Consider the following 19581-nt stretch of genomic DNA (forward strand, 5'->3'; position numbering starts at 1 on the left):
ACCAGACACCCATTTTCCGAAGCCTGCCCATGAAATTCTGTTCCGAATGCGCCCATCCTGTCAGCCTGTCCATCCCGGAAGGCGACAACCGTCCCCGCTATGTCTGCGCCAACTGCGACGCCATCCATTACCAGAACCCGAAAATGGTGGTTGGCTCCATCCCCGTCTGGGAAGAGGATGGCCAGCTGCAGGTCTTGCTGTGCAAGCGGGCCATCGAGCCGCGCCTCGGCTACTGGACCCTGCCGGCCGGTTTCATGGAAAACGATGAAACGACGTCCGACGCGGCCGAGCGCGAAACGGTGGAGGAAGCGGGCGCCAATATCGAGCTGGGGCCGCTGTTTTCGCTGCTCAACGTGCAGCGCGTGCACCAAGTGCACCTGTTTTATCTGGCGCGCTTGCGCGACCTCGATTTCGCGCCGGGCATCGAAAGCCTGGACGTGCAGCTGTTTACGGAAGCGCAGATTCCCTGGGACGACCTGGCCTTCCCCACCATCCGCGCCACCCTGGAACTGTTCTTTGCCGACCGCGTGAAAATCCGCGAAGGCGGCAGCTATGGAGTCCATACGGGCGACATCACGCGCCCGATGGCGCGCGCGGACGCAGAATAAGCCAGCACGCCGCATGATTCCCTGGCTCGACATCCACACCCCGTTCCCCGACGTCTCGCGCGCCCTGACCGACGAGGCGCCCGGCCTGCTGGCGGCCGGCGCCGACCTGTCGCCCGCGCGCCTGCTCGACGCTTATAAACACGGTATCTTCCCCTGGTTTTCCGAAGGCCAGCCCATACTCTGGTGGAGCACCGATCCGCGCATGGTGCTGATGACGGACGCTTTCAAAGTGTCCGACAGCCTGGCCAAGGCGATCCGCAAGGTCGAGCGCAGCGCCGCCACGGATGGCCGCTGGCAGCTGCGCTTCGATGGCGATTTCGAAGGCGTCATGCGCGCCTGCGCGGCGCCGCGCAAGGATGGCCCGGGCACCTGGATTTCGGACGAGATCATCGCCGGCTACACGGGCTTGCACAAGCTGGGCTACGCGCACTCGTCGGAGCTGTGGCTCGATGGCGAACTCGTGGGTGGCGCGTATGGCGTGTCGATCGGGCGCATGTTCTATGGCGAATCGATGTTCGCGCGCGTCTCGGATGGTTCGAAGATCGCGCTGGCGCACCTCGTGCGCTTTTTGCAGGCGCGCGGCGTGACCATGATTGACTGCCAGCAAGAAACAAAACACCTGGCCTCGCTGGGCGCGGCGCCCATTTCGCGCACGCGCTTCCTGGCCCATGTACGCGTCGCCATTGAAGCTGCGCAAATCACCGATTGGCATGCTGCGCCAGCGGCCTAAAAAAGCTATGATAGCTTCACACAGACATCCATTGCCGCGGCCAGACCAGACAGGATCAGCATGACGCACCTGAACGAACTACCGTTTGCCACCCTGCAGTTCTACACGACGGCGCCCTACCCGTGCAGCTATCTGGACGACCGCCAGGCCCGCTCGCAGGTGGCCACGCCTTCGCACCTGATCAACAGCGACGTGTATTCGGAGCTGGTGCGCAACGGCTTTCGCCGCAGCGGCATCTTCACCTACCGGCCGTATTGCGACGGCTGCCAGGCCTGTATCCCCGTGCGCGTGGTGGCGCAATCGTTCACGCCCAACCGCAACCAGCGCCGCGCCTGGAGCCGGCACGCCGACCTGCAGGCGGGCGTGGCCACCCTGTCCTTCCTCGACGAGCATTACGAGCTGTATCTGCGCTACCAGAGCACGCGCCACGCGGGCGGCGGCATGGACCAGGACAGCCGCGACCAGTACGCGCAATTTTTGCTGCAAAGCCGGGTCAACACGCGCCTGGTGGAATTTCGCGATGCCGACGGCATCCTGCGCATGGTCAGCATCATCGACGTGCTGGCCGATGGCCTGTCGTCCGTCTACACGTTTTTCGATCCCGACGTGCCGGGCGCCTCGTACGGCACCTACAACGTGCTGTGGCAAATCGCCCAGGCGCGCGAACTGAACCTGCCCTACATCTACCTGGGCTACTGGATAGAACAAAGCCCGAAGATGGCGTATAAAACCAACTTCAAGCCGCTGGAAGCACGCATCAAGGGGCAGTGGGTGGTGATGTAAATCAAACCCGACGGCAGACACTGGGGTCGTACCCTGAGGGTACGACCCCGGCCCTTGCTGTTGGGTTTGAATTGCCGCCTTATTTGCTCTTGTCCGGAAACGCCGGCCTTGCAGGCCGCGCAGGTGGGTTCTTCGCCAGTTCGGCCTGTATCACCTCGATCGCCTTTTCCAGCTGCGGATCGCGCCCGGCAATGACGTCGGCCGGCGTTTGCTCGACTTCGATATCGGGCGGCACGCCTTCGTTTTCCACGCCCCAGCCGTTTTCGCGCGTCCAGAACGCCAGGTTCGGCGCCGTGATCGTGCCGCCATCCATCAGCACGGGAAAGCCGAGGATGCCCACCAGGCCGCCCCACGTGGCCTTGCCGATCAGCGGACCCATGTTATTTTTGCGGAACATCCACGGCAGCAGATCGCCGCCCGAGCCAGCCGTCTCGTCGATCAGCATGGCGCGCGGCCCCTGGATCGAGGCGGACGGCGTCTTCATGTCGGCGCCATAGCGCATGGTCCACCAGGCGATTTCCTTCTTCTGCAGGATCTCGATGTAGTAATCGGCCACGCTGCCGCCGCCATTGAAACGCTCGTCGACGATGATGGCCTGCTTGTCCGCCTGCTGGAAGAAATAGCGCTTGAAGTAAGTGTGGCCCAGGCCCGCCGTATTGGGCACGTACACGTACGCCACCTTGCCATGGGTGGCCGCATTGACCTTGCGCATATTGCCTTCGATCCAGTCGCGGTTGCGCAAGGCATCCTCGGTCGGCACCGGCACCACGGTGATCGTGCGCGCGCCCTTGCCGTCGGCCGAGGGACCAACGGTCAGGTCGATGGCCTTGCCGGCCGTGTTCTCGAAGGCGCTGTAGATATTCGTCGGCGGCAGCAAAGGACGGCTGTCGACGGCCAGCAGGTATTCGCCCGCCTTGACGTTCAGGCCCGGCTCCGTCAGCGGCGCGCGCAGGGCGGGATTCCAGTTCAAGCCGCCATACACTTTCTTGAAGCGATAATGGCCGCCGCTCACTTCATAGTCGGCGCCCAGCAGTCCACCCGGCACTTTCTTCGCCTCGATAAAATCGTCGCCGCCACCGCCGCGGTGATGGCCCACGGCCAGTTCGCTGCACATCCATTGAATCAAGCGGTTCAGGTCCGCGCGGCTCGACAGCTCGGGCAGGAACACGGCGTACTTGTCGCGCATGGCCTTCCAGTCCACGCCATGCATGCCCGGGTCATAAAAGTAATCGCGGTTGATGCGCCACACCTCGTTGAAAATCTGCGCCCACTCGGCGCGCGGATCGGCTCTCACTTCGATGGCGTCGACCTTGATCTTGCCTTCGCCCGGCGCCAGCAGCTTGCCCGTGGCGGACCCCATGGCCCAGTTGTCCTTCTGCCGGTACAGCAGCTTCTTGCCATCGGCCGACACTTCGAAATCATCGGCTTCCGCCACCACGGTTTCCGCCTTGCGCTCCTTCAGATCGAAGCGCTGCACGGCCTTCTTGCCATCGCTTTCGCGCAGCAAGAAGATCTGCCCCGCGGCGCCGGCCGTCAGGCTGGAAAACTGCGCGGCCGGCAGCGGCAAGTCGACGATGCGCGTGGCGATGCCGTCGAAATCGATGTGGATCGGCGCCACTGGCGCCACTGCCACTTTCGGATCGTCGCGGCCCGTCTTCGGATCGAGCTTCGCTTCGTTCTTTGGCTCGGCTTCCGCCTTCGCCGTATCCTTCTTGTTCTCCGTGCTGGCGGCCTTTTCCTCGTCGCTTTCCTTGATCAGCGGCGACGGCAGGTCGCGCCGCAGCACGGCCATCCACACGGTGCGCGTCACCAGGTTGTCTTCATTCTGCTGCGAGAACCAGTTGTTGCTGGGGCCTGCATTGGTGGACGCAAAGAAGTACAGGTATTTGCCGCTCTTGTCGAACACGGGCTGGGCCACGTCGGACAGGCCATCGGTCACCGGCATGGACTTGTTCTGCTCGACGGAATAGATATACGCGCTGCGCGTGTAGGTGGGCGAATTGAGCGTGTAGGCCAGCCAGCGCGAATCGGGCGCCCACGAGGCGCGCATGCTCTTGTCGACGCCATACATCGGTTCCGTGGCGATTTTTTGCACCTTGCCCGTGCCGACGTCGATCACATACATGCTCCAGCCATTGTCGGCAAACGCGATCTTCTTGCTATCGGGCGACCAGGCGGCGTTGTCATAGAAGCCGCTGCCATTGAGCTTGAGCTTGCGTACGGCGCCCTTGCCGTCCTGCGCCCGCACGTGCAGTTCATATTCTCCCGACTCGTCCGAAAAATACGCGACCGAACGGCCATCGGGCGACCAGATGGGCGTGCGCTCGTGGGCGCCAGCCGTCTGCGTCAGGTTGCGCACGTCGCCCTTGTCGGCGGGGATGGTGACGATCTCGCCACGGTATTCAAAGGCGATGCGCGCACCCGACGGCGAAATCGACGCGTCGCGGATGTATTTCGCGTTCTTGACCCAGCGCGGGCGCGTTTGCCCCAGGTCGCTGGCCACGCCGATGGCGAGTTTGTGCGCCTGGCCGCTGGCGATGTCGAACGCGTGCAGATAGCCCGCCTGCTCGTAGACGATGGTGCCGTTCGCAGCCGATGCGTTGAGCACGGGGAAATCCGCGTGCTGCGTCAGCTGGCGCACGGCCTTGGTCTTGACGTCATACGCGAACAGGTTGAATTCGCCGTTGCGGTCCGAGCGGAAGTACACGGTATCGCCTATCCACATCGGATCGACGTCGTTCGAGCGCGTGGCCGGCTGGGGGATTTTTTCGATGGATTTATCGGCCGACGAGAACAGCCACAGCCAGGAATTGGTGCCACCCCGGTAGCGCTTCCACTGTTTGAAGGCGGGCATCAACGGGTTGTACGCGATGCGCTTGCCATCGGGCGAATACGCGGCGCGCGAGGCGTTCGGAATTTCCAGCTGGGTTTCCACGCCGCCCGCCACGGGCACCGTGAACAGCTTCTGGAAACGGTTGTTGAAGGCGGCGCGGGGCGAGGTGAACATCACGGCCCGGCCATCGGGCGTAAACGCCTGCGCCAGGTCCGCGCCCGGGTGGAAGGTCAGGCGGCGCGGCACGCCGCCCGCCGCCGCGATCACATACACGTCGACATTGCCATCGATGTTGGCGCTATACGCGATCTGGCTGCCGTCGGGCGAAAAGACGGGATTGGACTTGTCTCCCAGGTCGGACGTGAGGCGCCGCGCGCCGCCGCCGTCGAGGTTAGACAGCCACAGGTCGCCCGCATAGATGAAGGCGATGTGGCGGCTGGAGACGGCCGGTTCGCTCAGCATGCGGGTGTCTTGCGTATTGGGCAGGGCCAGGGCCGGGTGGCTCAGCAGCAGTGCGCTGGCGGCGGCGATGGCGGTCAGGATGCGTGTCTTTTTCAATCGATGTCTCGCTTATGAAGTCAACAGAACAGAGAAAAACAGGAAAGTCCATGGCCCGATGCGAATTAACAAGGAATCAATGTTGCATTTGACCAAAGAGAACTATACACCCGGCAGCCGCGCGGAACACGGTAAAATACGGCACTTATTTCGCGCGCCGCCAGCCCTTCCCGGCGGCCTGCGCACCACCCTAAAAGCGCCCCCATGTCTGAAAAATTCCTGTACTCCCTCGCCCGCCCGCTGCTGTTTTCGATGGATGCCGAAGCGGCCCACCACTTCACCCTGCCCGCCCTGAAACGCGCCAGCGCGCTGGGCCTGACCAAGCTGGCCGGCAAACCGGCGGCGGACCCGCGCACGGTAATGGGCATTACCTTCCCCAACCCCGTGGGCCTGGCCGCCGGCCTGGACAAGGACGGCGCCTACATCGACGCGCTGGCCGACCTCGGTTTTGGCTCCATCGAAGTGGGCACCGTCACGCCACGCGCGCAGGCGGGCAATCCGAAACCGCGCATGTTCCGCCTGCCGCAGGCGCAGGGCATCATCAACCGCATGGGCTTTAACAATGGCGGCGTCGACGCCTTTGTCGCCAACGTGCAGGCGTCGAAGTTCTACCAGAACCGCGCCGGCGTGCTGGGCCTGAACATCGGCAAGAACGCCGACACGCCCATCGAGCGGGCGGCCGACGACTACCTGCTGTGCCTGGAAAAAGTCTACCCGTATGCCAGCTATGTGACGGTGAACATCTCCTCGCCGAACACGAAAAACCTGCGCCAGCTGCAGGGCGCGTCCGAACTCGACGCCCTGCTGTCGCAGCTCAAGGATGCCCAGGCGCGCCTGGCGGACAAGCACAAACGCTACGTGCCGCTGGCCCTGAAAATCGCGCCGGACATGGATGGCGAACAGGTGAAAAGCATCGCCGGGTCGCTCACGCGCCACCAGATCGACGGCGTCATCGCCACCAACACGACCCTGTCGCGCAGCGCCGTCGAAGGCATGCCGCACGGTGCGGAAGCGGGTGGATTGTCCGGCGCCCCCGTGTTCGAACTGTCGAACAATGTCATCCGCCTGCTGAAGGCGGAACTGGGCGATGCGCTGCCCATCATCGGCGTGGGCGGCATCATGCAGGGCAAGGATGCCGTGGCCAAGTTCGAGGCGGGCGCGCAGCTGGTACAGCTGTACAGCGGCCTGATTTACGCCGGTCCGGCCTTGATCAAGGATTGCGCCCGCGCGCTGCGCGGCACACGATGAGCTTCGGCAAACAGAAGCTTCCAGTGACTTGAGGACGTCAGCCCACCGGCACATCTCGTCGCTGACGAGTCGATCCAACGAACACCAGTGCGGCGAGCGCGGCCAAGCCGGCGGCGACGCCAGCCCCCAGGAATGCAGCCTGAAAACCCGCCAGCATGCCGTCGGCAGTTTGGCTGGTACCGTGGCCAATGCCGTGACCAATGCCGGAGGTCGAGAGCGCAACCATCATGGCGAGACCGATGGCGGAGCCGATTTGGTAGGTCGTATTGATCAGGCCCGAAGCCAGGCCTGTTTCCTCAGGCTTGGCGCCAGCCATGCCTGTCATCGTCGTCGGAATATACGCCAGGGCCATACCCAGGGCGGCGAGTATGGAACTCGGGAGAACATGCGTCACGTATGAACCGTTCAGCGGCAGGTTCGCCAACATCAGCAGCGCGCCAGCCATCAGGAACAAGCCGAGCACAAGGTTGAGCTTGACGCCAAAGCGTCCGATCAGCTTACCCGAAAAGCCCACCATCACGATCATGATCGTCATGGTCATCGGCAGCAGTGCCAAGCCGCTGGCGAGCGCCGAGAAACCAAGGATTTGCTGGAGATAAAGGTTCAGGAAAAACCACAGCGGGATCCAGGCGGCCCCAAGCAGTGCCATCACAAGATTGCCGGCCGCCAGGTTCCGCGTTTTGAAGATGCCCATAGGAAGCAGCGGTTCGCGTCGCACGAACTGGCTGATCAAGAAGACGACGAACAAACCGACCGACATTGGCAAAATCGGCACAGAACCAAAGCCGGAGGATTCGATGGTGACGATGGCAGACACAAGGCTGACCAGCGCACCCGTCACACTGATCGCGCCAAACCAATCAACGGCACCGGTGCTGCACGCAGACTTGCGAAGCACGACCGGAATCAACGCCAGCACAAGCAGGCCGAGCGGCACGTTAATCAGGAAGGTCCAGGGCCAAGTCATCCATTCGGTGATGACGCCGCCGAGAAACACGCCAGCCGAGCCACCGGCGGCAGCGGCGGCGCCCCAGAAGCCGAATGCCTTGCCAAGTTCGGCTCCATCATGTCCGAAAAGGCGCATGACGATCGTCAGTGCCGACGGTGCGATCAATGCGGCACCAACTCCCTGCAGTGCGCGACCGGCCAGCAGCATTTCCTGGCTGTGTGCCAGCCCGGCCAACAGCGAAGCGCAGGCAAGTATGGCAAATCCGCTCGCAAACATGCGGCGGGCGCCCAGCAAGTCACCCAACCGTCCTCCCAGCAGCAGCAAGCCGCCAAAGGCGATGACATAGGCATTGAATATCCAGCTCAAGCCGCTGGCGCTGAAACCGAGGTCCCTCTGCATGGCGGGAAGTGCCACACCGATGATGGACGTATCAAGGATCACGATGAACTGGGCGGCGCAAAGCAGGGCCAAAGCGGCCCATCTCTTCGGATCAGGTATAGATTGTTGCATTGGCATTCTCCAAAATCGATTTCCCGCTGATTGCGATTGATAGGCAGTGTTTGGCCTACAACGCTGGGATGGTCAAGAGATAAGATACAAGGTACGGGCCGCCCGCCATACACAGGATCGGCCCGGGATGCTGCTAGCACAGGAAGGTCAAGGCCGGTCGGTGAGTTGTTTCGCGAAGCGCGATCGAGGAAGGGTCCTGGCGCCGCCGCAGTCGTCATTTGTCTGCGCACAGATCTCCCAGCCGCCGCCCAGCGCCTTGTAGATGCCGACAACGGCAAGGCGCTGGTTGGTGCGGGCCACCGCCAGCGCGCGACGGCTGGCAAAGTCGGCCCGTTCCGCTTCGAGCACATCCAGGTACAGGCCTGCGCCTGCCGAAAACTGCAGTCTGGCAAGACGCGCCGCCTCGCGGTTCGCCGCCGACTCCAGCAGCCGCAGCCCAAGCGCGCTGCCTGCCGTGCCATGGGCTTTGAAGGCATCGTCCGTTTCCTGCAGTGCGCGCAAGACGGTCTGGTCGTAGACGAGCAGGGCTTCCCGGGCGCGTGCCTCGCTGGCGGCGATGCGGGCGCGCACGCGCCCCGTGTCGAGCAGATTCCAGCGGATGACGGGACCGAGCAAGCCCGACTGCATGCCGGCGTCGCCCATGGCATCGAGGCTGCCCCCGACGAGTCCGATGGAACCGAGTACCTGGACCTCGGGATACAGGCCAGCCGTCTCCACCCCGATGCGGGCCGTCGCGGCAGCCAGATTGCGCTCGGCCGCCGCAATATCGGCGCGCCGCGCGAGCAGCCCGGCAGGGTCGCCCACGGCAATCGCCCGCACCGTCAGCGCGTCACTTGCCGGCGTGGCGGCGGGAAAGCTGAACGTCTGCGGCACTTCGCCAAGCAGGATGGCCAGCGCATTGACGCAGGCCGCGCGGCGGCGCTCCAGTTCGGGCGCGGCCACCTCCACCGAGCGCAGCAAGGCCTCGGCACGGAGGCGGTCGAGTTCGCTGGCAGAGCCTGCGCTCACCATGCGCTCGACCAGCGCCAGGCTGTCGCGCTGGCTTTGGGAAATGCTGGCGACGACAGCGAGTTCAGCCTCGATGCCGCCCAGTTCGAACCAGGTGGCCGCCACCGCAGCGGCCGTGCCCGCCTGCACGCCGCGTAGCAAGGCTTCGCGCGAGCCCGCCTGCGCCTGGCCCGCCTCCACGGAGCGCCGCACGCGGCCGAACAGGTCGATTTCCCAGGACGCATCGACGCTGGCGCGATAGGTTTCGCTCCGGCGCGGCTGGCCGGGCAGCATCTCGCTCTTGCTCAGGCGACGCTTCTCGTACCCGAGCGCGGCGCCACCTTGCGGCAGGAAGCCTTGCCGGTCTTCGCGCAGCAGGGCCTTTGCCTGCGCGAGCCGGGCGGCAGCGATGCCGACGTCATGGTTTGCCGCCAGCGCCCGCTGGATCAGGGTGACCAGCGCCGGATCGTCGAAGCTGCGCCACCACTCCACCTCGACCGTTCCCGGGACGAGCGCGGCGGACATCTGGCCTGCGCTGCCGAAGAACTGCGACGATGGCAGCGGCGGCGGCAACGGCGGCGCATAATCGGGGCCGACCGCGCAACCGGCCAGCAACGTGAGCCCACTCAATGAGACTAGAATTGTTTGATACGGGCTATTCATGTCGTGCTCCTGTTCATGCTTGTCTGGGTCGTTGGCGTGTGGCGCTCGAAGCGGGCCGCCAAGGCGCGCATCAGCACATAAAACACGGGCGTGAGGAACAATCCGAACAATGTCACGCCCAGCATGCCGGCGAACACGGCGATGCCCATGGCCTGGCGCATCTCGGAGCCGGCACCACTGGCGAACACCAGCGGCACGACGCCGGCGATGAAGGCAAGCGAAGTCATCAGGATGGGCCGCAGCCGCAACCGGCAAGCTTCGATGACGGCATCGAGCGTGCTCGATCCTTCCATTTCCTGGCTACGTGCGAACTCGACAATGAGGATGGCGTTCTTGGCCGCCAATCCGACGAGCACGATCAGTCCGATCTGCACGAAGATATTGTTGTCGCCGCCCGCCAGCCACACGCCGATGATCGCGCTCAGCAAGCACATCGGCACGATCAGCAGGACGGCCAGCGGCAGCAACCAGCTGTTGTACTGCGCAGCGAGGATCAGATAGGCGAGCAGCACGCACAGCGGGAAGATGAACAGCGCCGAATCACCGGCCAGCTTTTGCTGGTAGGTAAGGTCGGTCCATTCAAAGCTCATGCCTTCAGGCAGCACCTCTTTGGCAATGCGTTCCATGACCGCCACGGCCTGCCCCGAACTGACGCCTGGCATCGCGCCGCCCGAAATGTCGGCCGAGGGATAGCCATTGTAGTGAACCACGCGGTCCGGACCGGAACTGGGCGTGACGGTGACAAACGACGACAAGGGCAGCATGTCGCCGGCCGCATTGCGTACCTGCAAGCGGCCGATGGCCTCGGCCTGCATGCGATGCTCGGCATCGGCCTGGGCCGTCACCTTGTAGGTCCGGCCAAAGCGGTTGAAGTCATTGACGTAGAGGGAACCAAGATAGATCTGCAGCGACTCGAACACGTCGGCCAGGCGCACGCCCTGGCTCTTGACCTGAGTACGGTCGATGGCGACCTCGAGCTGCGGGGCATTGACGTCCAGGCTGGTCATGAGTCCGGCCACCTGTCCCGACTCGCTTGCCTTGGTCATCAGGATATGCGTCTGCTGCACCAGCGCATCGAGCCCGGCGCTGCCGCGGTCCTCGACCAGCATCTTGAAGCCGCCCGTCGCGCCAAGGCCGGGCACTGGCGGCGGCGGGAACACGCCCAGGAAACCGTCGGGAATGCCGGCGAATTTCGCCTGCAGGCGCGCGGCGATCGCGTTCGCCGTGAGATCGGGCGTCGTGCGGGCCTTGAACGGGTCGAGCATGACGAACATGACGGCGGCGTTCGGCACGTTGACGAAGCCGTTGATCGACAAGCCAGGGAAGGCGACGACGCTTTCAACGCCAGGCTCGGCCAGCGCAATCTTCGACATCTGCCTGGCGACCGCGTCGGTACGGTCCAGCGATGACGAGTTGGGCAACTGAGCAATCGCCACCAGATAGTATTTGTCCTGCATCGGCACGAAGCCCGGCGGCACGGCCTTGAAGCCAAAGAAGGTCAGCGCGAGCAGGCCGCCATACACGAGCAAGGCCACGCCGCTGATCCTGACGACTTTGCGCACCGTGTTGCCATAGGCATCCGGCGCGCGCTGGAACGGCCGGACCAGCATCTGCAACAGGCGCTCGGCGCGGCCACGCAGGCTGCGCGCATCATGCACGGCCCCGGTCCCGGCCTTGACCTTGCCTGGCTTGAGCAGAATGCCGGCAAGCGCCGGGCTGAGCGTGAGCGAATTGACGGCCGACAGAATGGTCGAGATGGCGATCGTCAGCGCGAACTGGCGGTAGAACTCGCCCTGCAAGCCGCTCAGGAAGGCGGTCGGAATGAACACGGCGGCGAGCACCGAGGTAATCGCGATGATGGGGCCAGTGACCTCATCCATGGCGCGCCTTGCCGCTTGCCTGGGTTCCTCGCCATTTTCGATGTGGCGCTCGACGTTCTCGACCACCACGATGGCGTCATCGACAACGATGCCGATCGACAGCACCAGGCCAAACAAGGACAGGGTATTGAGCGAAAAACCCATCAGGTGCATGACGGCGAAGGTGCCGATCAGCGACACCGGCACCGCCATCAGGGGGATCAGCGAGGCGCGCCAGTTGCGCAGGAACAGCACCACCACGATGACGACGAGAATGATCGCCTCGAGCAAGGTCGTTGCCACCGATTCCAGCGAGGCACGCACAAACACCGTCGGGTCATAGGCGATGCGCGAGCTCAGTCCCGCCGGGAAATTTTCCTCCAGCCGCTGCATGGTGTCGCGTACCGCCTGCGCAACGTCGAGCGCATTGGCGCCGGGGCTTTGAATGATTTGCAAGGCGACGGCCGGCTCGCCGTCGAGCAGGCTGCGCAACGCATAGGCGTCGGCGCCCATCTCGATACGGGCCACGTCGCGCAAGCGCGTGACCTGGCCTTCGGCGCCCGTGCGAATGATGATGTCGCCGAACTGTTCCTCGTCGGTCAGGCGTCCGAGCGTGTTGACCGTCACCTGGAAGGCAGCGCTGGAATCGGGCGACTGGCCGACGGAACCGGCTGCCACCTGCACGTTCTGTTCGCGCACGGCGGCAATCACCTCGCCGGCCGTCAGGCCGCGTGCGGCGATCAGGTTCGGATCGAGCCACAGCCGCATGCTGTATTCGCCCGCGCCCCAGACGAGGACGTCGCTGATGCCGGGGATGCGGGACAGCTCGTCGCGCACCTGCAGGTAGGCGTAGTTCGAGATGTACAGGGGATCGTAGCGCTTGTCGGGCGACAGCAGGTGCACCACCATCAGGATGTCCGGCGAGGTTTTCTGCGTGACGACGCCCTGGCGCTGCACTTCTTCAGGCAAACGCGGCAGTGCGCGCGCGACCCGGTTCTGCACCTGGATCTGCGCCATGTCGGCATTCGTTCCCTGCGCGAAAGTGACGGTCAGGGTCATGCGGCCATCGGTTGCCGATTGCGACGACATGTACTGCATGCCCTCGACCCCGGTGATGGCCTGCTCGAGCGGCGCCGCCACCGTTTCGGCGATCACCTTGGGATTGGCGCCAGGATAGGCGGCGCTGACCTGCACGGTCGGCGGCGTCACGGCAGGATATTCGCTGAGCGGCATCTGGAAGAAAGCGACAATGCCGGCGAGCACCATCAGGACCGAAAGGACGATGGCAAAGATCGGGCGGTCGATGAAGAAACGTGGGAAAGACATTACGCGGCTCCCGAGGTTTTCGGCACGGCGATGGGCGTGCCGTCGATGCCGGCCGGCTGCGGCGTCACCTGCATGCCAGGGCGCACGAGGCCCTTGACGACGATGCGCTCGCCCGGCTGCAGACCCTGCTCGATCACGCGCAAACCATCGACCATCGGGCCAAGCTCGACGGGGCGAAACTCCGTCTTGTCGCCTTTGCCGACCACCAGCACATAGCGGCGCCCCTGGTCCGTGCCTATCGATTGATCGGACACCAGCACCCTCGCTTGCTGCGCCCCCGTCTCCAGCCTGACCTTGGCAAACAGGCCGGGCGTCAGTTTGCCATCGGGGTTGTCGACCACGGCGCGGACGCGCACCGTGCCCGTGCCGCGATCCGCGGCGTTGGCCAGGAAATCGACACGGCCGGGACGTATATACGTCTTGTCCGTGGCCAATGCCACCATGACCTTGGCCGCCTGCGCCCCACGCGCAGTGGCGCTGGCCCGGCCGGCGGCGAGCGAGCGCAAATAGGTGCGCTCATCGACATCGAAATACACGTGCAGGGGATCGACGGAAACGATGGTCGTCAGGGGCGTCACCCCGCTGGCGACGTAGTTGCCCTCGGTGACGAGGACTTGGCCGACTCGTCCGCTGATCGGCGCCGTCACGCGCGTGAAACCGAGCTCCAGCTGCGCAGCGTCGAGCGCAGCCTTGGCGGCGTCGACCTGTGCCTTGCCCGCATGCAGCGCCGCCGTCGCCACGTCGAGACGGTCGCGCGCGACGATCTTCGTGGCAAACAGCTGTTCGGCCCGTGCATGCTCGGCCTGCGCCAGCATCGACGCCGCCTCAGCCTCGCGCAGGCGCGCCGTGGCGGCATGCACCGCCGCCTGGAACACGCGTGGATCGATCACAAAGAGCTTGCTGCCCTTCTCGACAAAGCGGCCTTCCGGCACGCTCACGTCCTGCAGGTAGCCGGCCACCTGCGGGCGCAGTTCAACCCGCTTGACGGCGGTCAGCGAGCCGTTGAACTCGACGTACGGTGTTGCCTGGCGAACGATCACTTCGGCAACGGGAACTCCGGGCGGCTTGGCCGCAGCGGCAGGCGAGGCCGTCTGCTTGCATCCGCTGATGGTGAATGCTGCGCCTAGCACCGCAGTGATCAGGGTTATTGGTGTGACTTTCATCATTGTGCCTTTCGCGACTGGAGTCGACTTGGTTTTGTTGATCTGAAGCAGATCCCAAAGTCTTTATCCGACGTGACACACTTGGAAGGTCAAGCATTTTTTGAGTTCGAGAGCTGTGCTGAAGGGAATTGTCGGTTCGCACAATCACAGTCTGAATATTTCTTCGGACAGCTATGATTAGAAAGAACGCGTTCTTCATGCCAGACTACCCACGCTCATGCCATATAGTCGTATTTATACAACAGCCAGCAATTTACTGCGGTGCAGCATTGCAGCCTGCCATACCCGGTCGTATGCTGGAGACAAGGCCATATGCGCTACTCGTGCCATGTTGACGAGTATCAGATATTTATTGCATATCGATAGACAGAACAATTCGTAAGCACGCCGTTCGCCCGCTGCTAAGCTGATTTCGTCAGCGGACCGCCATGGTCCGCGCAACCACCAACCGAAGAGATATTGTCGATGAGTTCAAGCACCGCCCGCTCCCAGCTTCCCGCCCTCCCCGTGAAAACCGTCCTCGCCGCCAGCCTGATCGCCTGCTTCAGCCTGCCGATGCATGTGCAAGCGCAGCAAGAGCTGCCGGCCGAAGGGGAATTGCAATCGGTGGTGGTCACCGGCACCTTCGCCAAGAACCGCCGCACCATCGATTCCGAATCGCCGATCGACATTCTCACCTCGCGCGACCTGCAAAGCACGGGTTCGGGCGAACTGGCTACCGTACTGAGCCGCCTGCTGCCATCGCTGAACTTTGCCCGCGCCACGGGCGCCGACGCCAGCGACGCCGTGCGTCCGGCCCAGCTGCGCGGCCTGTCGCCCGACCAGACCCTGGTGCTGGTGAACGGCAAGCGCCGCTACACCTCGGCCGTGGTCAACGTCAACGGCTCGCTGGGCCGCGGCTCGGCGCCCGTCGACCTGAACGCCATTCCCCTGGCCGCCATCGACCATGTGGAAGTGCTGCGCGATGGCGCGGCGGCCCAGTACGGCTCCGACGCGATCGCCGGCGTGATCAACATCATCCTGAAAAAAGGCGCGGCAGGCGGCGATATCGAAGTGGGCTATGGCCAGACGCAGGAACGCGACGGCAAGCAAAAGAGCATCAAGGGTTCGGCCGGCTTCGCCCTGGGCGACGACGGCTGGGTGCGTATCTCGGCGGAAGTGGCCGAACGCGACCCGACCAACCGCGCCGGCGCCGATTTGCGCAATCCACTGGAACCGCGCTACGGCAAGGTCAACCAGCGCTACGGCGACGCGGAAAGCAAACCGGCGACGATTTTCCTCAATAGCGAATACCATATCAATGACAATGTGGACTGGTATGCCTTCGGCAACTATGGCAAGCGCGATACCTCGGCCGCCGCCACCTGGCGCACGGCACTGCTCCAGGATAACGTCACCAAGCTGTACTCGCAGCGCACGCCGATCTTCCCGGAAGGCTTTTTGCCATTGCAAAACAGCACCCTGACCGACCAGTCCATCGTCACGGGCTTGCGCGGCGAAGCGGCCGGCTGGCGCTGGGATGCCAGCCTGAACTACGGCAGCAACAAATTTGAAATGAACGTCGACAATACGGTCAACCAGTCGCTGGGCGCAGCCAGCCCCACGCATTTCCATGCCGGCTCGCTGAAAAATGAGCAGACCGTCTTGAACCTCGACGCGGCGCGCGAATTCCCCGTGTCTTACTTTACGGGTCCGCTGACGGTGGCCGTGGGTGCGGAAGCGCGCCATGAAAAATACACGATAGGCGCTGGCGAGCCGGCATCGTATTTCGGCAGCGGTTCGCAAAGCTTCTCCGGCTATCGTCCCGCCAATGCCGGCAGCCACTCGCGCCACAACGAATCGGTCTATGTGAATCTGGAAGCGGAAGCGACGAAAAACCTGTCCGGCGGCGTGGCCCTGCGCCATGAGCGCTACAGCGATTTTGGCAGCACCACGTCGGCCAAGGCTTCGGCCCGCTATGCTTTCACGGACGCCCTGTCCCTGCGCGGCACCGTGTCGAGCGGCTTCCGCGCGCCGTCGCTGGCGCAGCAGTACTACACCATCACCACCACCAGCTTCATCGTAAAAGATGGCATCAACACGCCGCTGGAAACAGCTACCTACGCCGTCAATACGCCAGAGGCACGCGCCCTGGGCGCGCAAGAACTGAAACCGGAAAAGGCCCGCAACTACAGCCTGGGGCTGCAATTCCAGCCTAGCCGCAACTTCACGGCATCGATCGACGCCTATCGCATCGACATCGATAACCGCGTGCTGTTCTCCGGCAATTTACAATTGAACTCCACACTGCAAAAACTCGTTTCCGCGCCTGGTGCTCCCGTCACAGCAGCACGCTACTTCACGAATGGCGTCGATACGCGCACCGAAGGCGTGGACATCGTCAGCACCTACCGCATCGACCTGCAGGACAAGGATCGTCTGGACTTCACCGTGGCTTACAACCACAACAAGAGTTCGGTGGAGCGCGTGGCGGACAACCCGGCCATCCTGACGGCCAATAACCTGAAACTGATCGACCGCCAGACCATACAGCGCGCCACGGTGGCATCGCCGAAAGACAAGTTCAGCCTGGCCGCCGACTACGGCTTCGGCATCTGGAACGTGCACGGCCTGGTGACGCGCTACGGCAGCTTCACCGTGCCGCAGAACGATGCCAAGCTGGACCAGACGTATGATCCGCAATGGGTGCTGGACGTGTCCGGTTCCGTGAAACTGGGCAAGAACTGGCGCCTGGTGGCCGGCATCGACAACGTCACCAACCGCTACCCGGCGCAAGTGACGAGCGCGGGCAACCTGAACGTCAACGGCACCCAGCCCTACAGCATCTTCGCGCCGAACGGCTTCAATGGCCGCTATTACTACGCCAAGGCGGGTTATAGCTGGTAAATAACGCTCTGCCATGCAAAAAGCCCGGAACGCAAAAGTGCGTTTCCGGGCTTTTTCATGTCTTGCGCCCGCAGGCGCTGCAGACTCAGACGCGGCGGCGGCGCGCCGCAAAACCGACCAGACCCAGGCCCAGCAGCAGCATGCCGTAGGTCGCCGGCTCAGGCACGGCCGATACCGAGCTGAAGGCGTAGAAGTTGCTCAGGCCGCGCGGCAAATTGGCGATAGTGAAGGACGTATTGGCGGCAACCGGGCTATCCCAGTGAAACAGCAATTCGCCACGGCCATAATGGATGGCCAGATAGTCGAAACTGGAGCTGACGGTAAACGAACCGGACTTGCTGCTGGCCAGCTTGCCCTGGGCGGCAATGACCAGGGAACCGGTGCCGCTGGACGGCAGGCCAAACGTGCCGCTAACCAGGCTCTGGATGTCGGCCGCGCTTTGCGGGCTGGACGGATTGGCGCCGTCAAAGACCCAGACCGTATCGGCGGCCACGGAACCATAGGTGACGTTCTTGCCGCCCACCGAGAAGCCATTCACGGCAGGATCGGTGATCTCCACCCAGCTCGCCGCCTGCGCCAATGGCGCCAGGCAAGCCGAAACGCTCAGGCACAGGCCCAGCAAAGCATGTTTAATCGTGTTCATATATTTCCTCAATTCCCATATTTCTATAATTGCAATATTAATTATTTTTTTATCATATTCTGTGCCGCTGAGCAAAAGATATCATCCAGGAAATCAAAGTGCAATAAAAGAAACAAATTTTACCATTGGTATTTTCAATCGGCCTCATCAATTTTTTGCCATGGCCGGCTATCGTGGGGCTTGCCGCCATCCATTTCCGGAAACAGGATTGTTGTAGATCCGCACATGCGGGATGGCGGGGTAGCCCTACGGCGATGGCAAAGTTTGCAGACATGCATGACCATCCTGGCACGTAATCGGCTACCATGGGTTTTACTTTTTTTGACGACGGATAAGCATGCCCAGCTGGCACCTGGCCGCCGCCGCCACACTGACGGCGCGCCACCCCATACTTTCTATCAATCACCGCCCGCGGCCATCGCCCGCGCGTCGCTCGGTGCCGTGCTCAGCCTGGACGACCGTTTCATCCGCCTGCTCGATGCTCCGGCCGGCGCGGCGTATGCCTTCGACCACACCACGCAACAACTCAAGGCGGTTGACGAATGACAAGCGATGAACTGAAAGACTTTTGCGCGGCCCTGCCCGGCGCGCAAGCCGTGCTGTACGGCCCACCGTCGAACATCCTCGTGTGTGAAGTGAGCGGCAAGAAGTTTGCCTATTTCAAGACCAGCGCACCGGAGCAGTGGCGCTTCAGCCTGAGAGTCAGCGCGGAGCGCTTTATCGAGCTGACGGACATGCCGGGCGTGAAACCGGCCCGCTATATGGGCCGCTTTCACTGGGTCACCATCGTCGACGTGGCGCGCTTCCCGGCCGATTACCTGGCGGAACTAGTGCGCGATAGCTACGCGCGCGCCGTGGCCAGCCTGACGCGCGCGCAAAGGACGGCCATCGCCTAGAGCGCTTCCTCTCCCGCCATGGCGCGGTCGATGTCTGCGCGCGTCAGGTCCGGCGCCAGTTGCAGGATGAACTCGTAGGCGTAGGCGCGCAGGTAGGCGCCGCGGCGCACGGCCAGGCGCGTCGTGTTGCTGGCGAACAGATGCGACGCTTCCACCGCCCTTAACCCCTTGTCGCGGCCATGGTCGAAGGCCATCGAAGCGACGATGCCCACGCCCAGGCCCAGCGCCACGTATTGCTTGATGACGTCGGAATCCATGGCGGTGAGGATGATATCGGTCGCCACGCCCGCCTTGGCGAACGCGTCGTCGATATGGCCCCGTCCCGTGAAGCCCTTGTCGTAGGTAATCAAGGGATACTTGGCCAGGTCTTCCAGGCGGATCGGTGAATGTTCAAGCAGCGGGTGGCCGTCCGGCACGACGATCAGATGGCTCCAGCGGTAGCACGGGAACGACACGAGGTCGGGGAACTGGCTCAGGCCTTCCGTGGCGATGCCGATATCGGTCTTGCCCGACAACACCCATTCCGCGATGTGTTCGGGCGCGCTCTGCTGCAGCGCGATGCGCACGTCGGGGAAGGCGGCGCGGAAGCCCTGCACCACTTTCGGCAGCGCATAGCGCGCCTGCGTGTGCGTGGCCGCCACCGACAAGGTCCCGCTGGTCTGGCCGCTGTATTCGAGGCTGGCCTGTTGCAGGTTTTCCGCCTCGATCAAGAGACGGTCGACGATTTTCAAGATGCCCTTGCCCGGCTCCGTCAAGCCCGTCAAGCGCTTGCCGTTGCGCTCGAAGATGACCACGCCCAGTTCGTCTTCCAGTTCGCGGATTTGCCGGCTCACGCCCGGCTGCGACGTGAACAGGGCGTTGGCCACTTCCGTCAGGTTATAGCCGCGGCGGGCCGCTTCGCGGATCGATCGCAGTTGTTGAAAGTTCATGGTGTTCCTG

Annotated in this window: 14 protein-coding genes; 7 read left to right on the forward strand and 7 right to left on the reverse strand. The window is 63.4% G+C overall.

Annotated elements, in window-relative coordinates; genetic code table 11:
* Window positions 1-29: 29 nt before the first annotated feature.
* The 3 genes from CLU91_RS11040 to CLU91_RS11050 are packed head-to-tail and all read left to right on the forward strand — an operon-like array spanning window position 30 to window position 2121.
* Window positions 30-608, forward strand: a complete 579-nt coding sequence (locus tag CLU91_RS11040; RefSeq protein ID WP_034747557.1) for an NUDIX hydrolase — start codon at window positions 30-32, stop codon at window positions 606-608.
* Window positions 609-621: 13 nt separating this feature from the next.
* Entirely contained in the window at window positions 622-1338 is a 717-nt protein-coding gene (gene aat / locus CLU91_RS11045) for a leucyl/phenylalanyl-tRNA--protein transferase (protein WP_100874189.1), read from the forward strand.
* A gap of 60 nt (window positions 1339-1398) precedes the next feature.
* Entirely contained in the window at window positions 1399-2121 is a 723-nt protein-coding gene (locus tag CLU91_RS11050) for an arginyltransferase (RefSeq protein ID WP_100874190.1), read from the forward strand.
* A 79-nt stretch (window positions 2122-2200) separates the two neighbouring features.
* On the opposite strand, the gene CLU91_RS11055 is transcribed toward CLU91_RS11050, so the two are convergent.
* The gene (locus tag CLU91_RS11055) at window positions 2201-5512 is read right to left on the reverse strand and encodes a S41 family peptidase (protein WP_100874191.1); all 3312 of its coding nucleotides are present in this window, start codon (window positions 5510-5512) and stop codon (window positions 2201-2203) included.
* A gap of 204 nt (window positions 5513-5716) precedes the next feature.
* Here CLU91_RS11055 and CLU91_RS11060 point away from each other — a divergent pair, with 204 nt between their 5' ends.
* The gene (locus CLU91_RS11060) at window positions 5717-6760 is read left to right on the forward strand and encodes a quinone-dependent dihydroorotate dehydrogenase (protein WP_100874192.1); all 1044 of its coding nucleotides are present in this window, start codon (window positions 5717-5719) and stop codon (window positions 6758-6760) included.
* A 37-nt stretch (window positions 6761-6797) separates the two neighbouring features.
* Here the strand turns inward: CLU91_RS11060 and CLU91_RS11065 are convergent, their stop codons facing one another.
* The 4 genes from CLU91_RS11065 to CLU91_RS11080 form a co-directional block, all read right to left on the reverse strand.
* A complete protein-coding gene (locus CLU91_RS11065) occupies window positions 6798-8219 on the reverse strand; it encodes an MFS transporter (RefSeq protein WP_100874193.1) in 1422 nt (473 codons plus the stop codon).
* Between the two features lie 147 nt (window positions 8220-8366).
* Entirely contained in the window at window positions 8367-9869 is a 1503-nt protein-coding gene (locus CLU91_RS11070; RefSeq protein WP_100874194.1) for an efflux transporter outer membrane subunit, read from the reverse strand.
* On the reverse strand, window positions 9866-13054 hold the full coding sequence (locus CLU91_RS11075) for an efflux RND transporter permease subunit (protein WP_100874195.1): 3189 nt from the start codon (window positions 13052-13054) through the stop codon (window positions 9866-9868). Before CLU91_RS11075 ends, CLU91_RS11070 begins: the two co-directional genes overlap by 4 nt.
* Window positions 13054-14220, reverse strand: a complete 1167-nt coding sequence (locus CLU91_RS11080) for an efflux RND transporter periplasmic adaptor subunit (protein WP_198521308.1) — start codon at window positions 14218-14220, stop codon at window positions 13054-13056. The genes CLU91_RS11075 and CLU91_RS11080 overlap by 1 nt, the downstream gene beginning before the upstream one ends.
* Before the next feature lie 462 nt (window positions 14221-14682).
* Between CLU91_RS11080 and CLU91_RS11085 the strand changes: the two genes are divergently transcribed.
* Entirely contained in the window at window positions 14683-17103 is a 2421-nt protein-coding gene (locus tag CLU91_RS11085) for a TonB-dependent receptor plug domain-containing protein (protein WP_100874197.1), read from the forward strand.
* Between the two features lie 85 nt (window positions 17104-17188).
* On the opposite strand, the gene CLU91_RS28485 is transcribed toward CLU91_RS11085, so the two are convergent.
* Window positions 17189-17746, reverse strand: coding sequence for a PEP-CTERM sorting domain-containing protein (locus tag CLU91_RS28485; protein WP_232730705.1), 558 nt, complete (start codon window positions 17744-17746; stop codon window positions 17189-17191).
* Between the two features lie 276 nt (window positions 17747-18022).
* On the opposite strand from CLU91_RS28485, the gene CLU91_RS11095 reads away from it, so the two are divergent.
* Window positions 18023-18292 carry a hypothetical protein gene (locus CLU91_RS11095; protein WP_157814678.1) on the forward strand — a complete coding sequence of 90 codons (270 nt, stop codon included), beginning with the start codon at window positions 18023-18025 and terminating at the stop codon, window positions 18290-18292.
* Entirely contained in the window at window positions 18289-18642 is a 354-nt protein-coding gene (locus tag CLU91_RS11100; RefSeq protein WP_100874199.1) for an MmcQ/YjbR family DNA-binding protein, read from the forward strand. The genes CLU91_RS11095 and CLU91_RS11100 overlap by 4 nt, the downstream gene beginning before the upstream one ends.
* Here the strand turns inward: CLU91_RS11100 and CLU91_RS11105 are convergent.
* A complete protein-coding gene (locus CLU91_RS11105; protein WP_100874200.1) occupies window positions 18639-19571 on the reverse strand; it encodes a CysB family HTH-type transcriptional regulator in 933 nt (310 codons plus the stop codon). The two genes, CLU91_RS11100 and CLU91_RS11105, sit on opposite strands and share 4 nt — an antisense overlap.
* Window positions 19572-19581: the final 10 nt, after the last annotated feature.

It is taken from the genome of Janthinobacterium sp. 64 (genome assembly GCF_002813325.1).
GTDB lineage: Bacteria > Pseudomonadota > Gammaproteobacteria > Burkholderiales > Burkholderiaceae_D > Janthinobacterium.

Excerpts from the sequence above, each read along its gene's own strand:
- CLU91_RS11100 (WP_100874199.1), top strand. The coding sequence starts at position 18,289 with ATGACAAGCGATGAACTGAAAGACTTTTGCGCGGCCCTGCCCGGCGCG.
- CLU91_RS11040 (WP_034747557.1), top strand. The coding sequence starts at position 30 with ATGAAATTCTGTTCCGAATGCGCCCATCCTGTCAGCCTGTCCATCCCG.
- CLU91_RS11075 (WP_100874195.1), bottom strand. The coding sequence starts at position 13,054 with ATGTCTTTCCCACGTTTCTTCATCGACCGCCCGATCTTTGCCATCGTC.
- CLU91_RS11065 (WP_100874193.1), bottom strand. The coding sequence starts at position 8,219 with ATGCAACAATCTATACCTGATCCGAAGAGATGGGCCGCTTTGGCCCTG.
- CLU91_RS11085 (WP_100874197.1), top strand. The coding sequence starts at position 14,683 with ATGAGTTCAAGCACCGCCCGCTCCCAGCTTCCCGCCCTCCCCGTGAAA.
- aat (WP_100874189.1), top strand. The coding sequence starts at position 622 with ATGATTCCCTGGCTCGACATCCACACCCCGTTCCCCGACGTCTCGCGC.
- CLU91_RS11080 (WP_198521308.1), bottom strand. The coding sequence starts at position 14,220 with ATGATGAAAGTCACACCAATAACCCTGATCACTGCGGTGCTAGGCGCA.
- CLU91_RS11095 (WP_157814678.1), top strand. The coding sequence starts at position 18,023 with ATGACCATCCTGGCACGTAATCGGCTACCATGGGTTTTACTTTTTTTG.
- CLU91_RS11105 (WP_100874200.1), bottom strand. The coding sequence starts at position 19,571 with ATGAACTTTCAACAACTGCGATCGATCCGCGAAGCGGCCCGCCGCGGC.
- CLU91_RS28485 (WP_232730705.1), bottom strand. The coding sequence starts at position 17,746 with ATGAACACGATTAAACATGCTTTGCTGGGCCTGTGCCTGAGCGTTTCG.
- CLU91_RS11050 (WP_100874190.1), top strand. The coding sequence starts at position 1,399 with ATGACGCACCTGAACGAACTACCGTTTGCCACCCTGCAGTTCTACACG.
- CLU91_RS11070 (WP_100874194.1), bottom strand. The coding sequence starts at position 9,869 with ATGAATAGCCCGTATCAAACAATTCTAGTCTCATTGAGTGGGCTCACG.
- CLU91_RS11060 (WP_100874192.1), top strand. The coding sequence starts at position 5,717 with ATGTCTGAAAAATTCCTGTACTCCCTCGCCCGCCCGCTGCTGTTTTCG.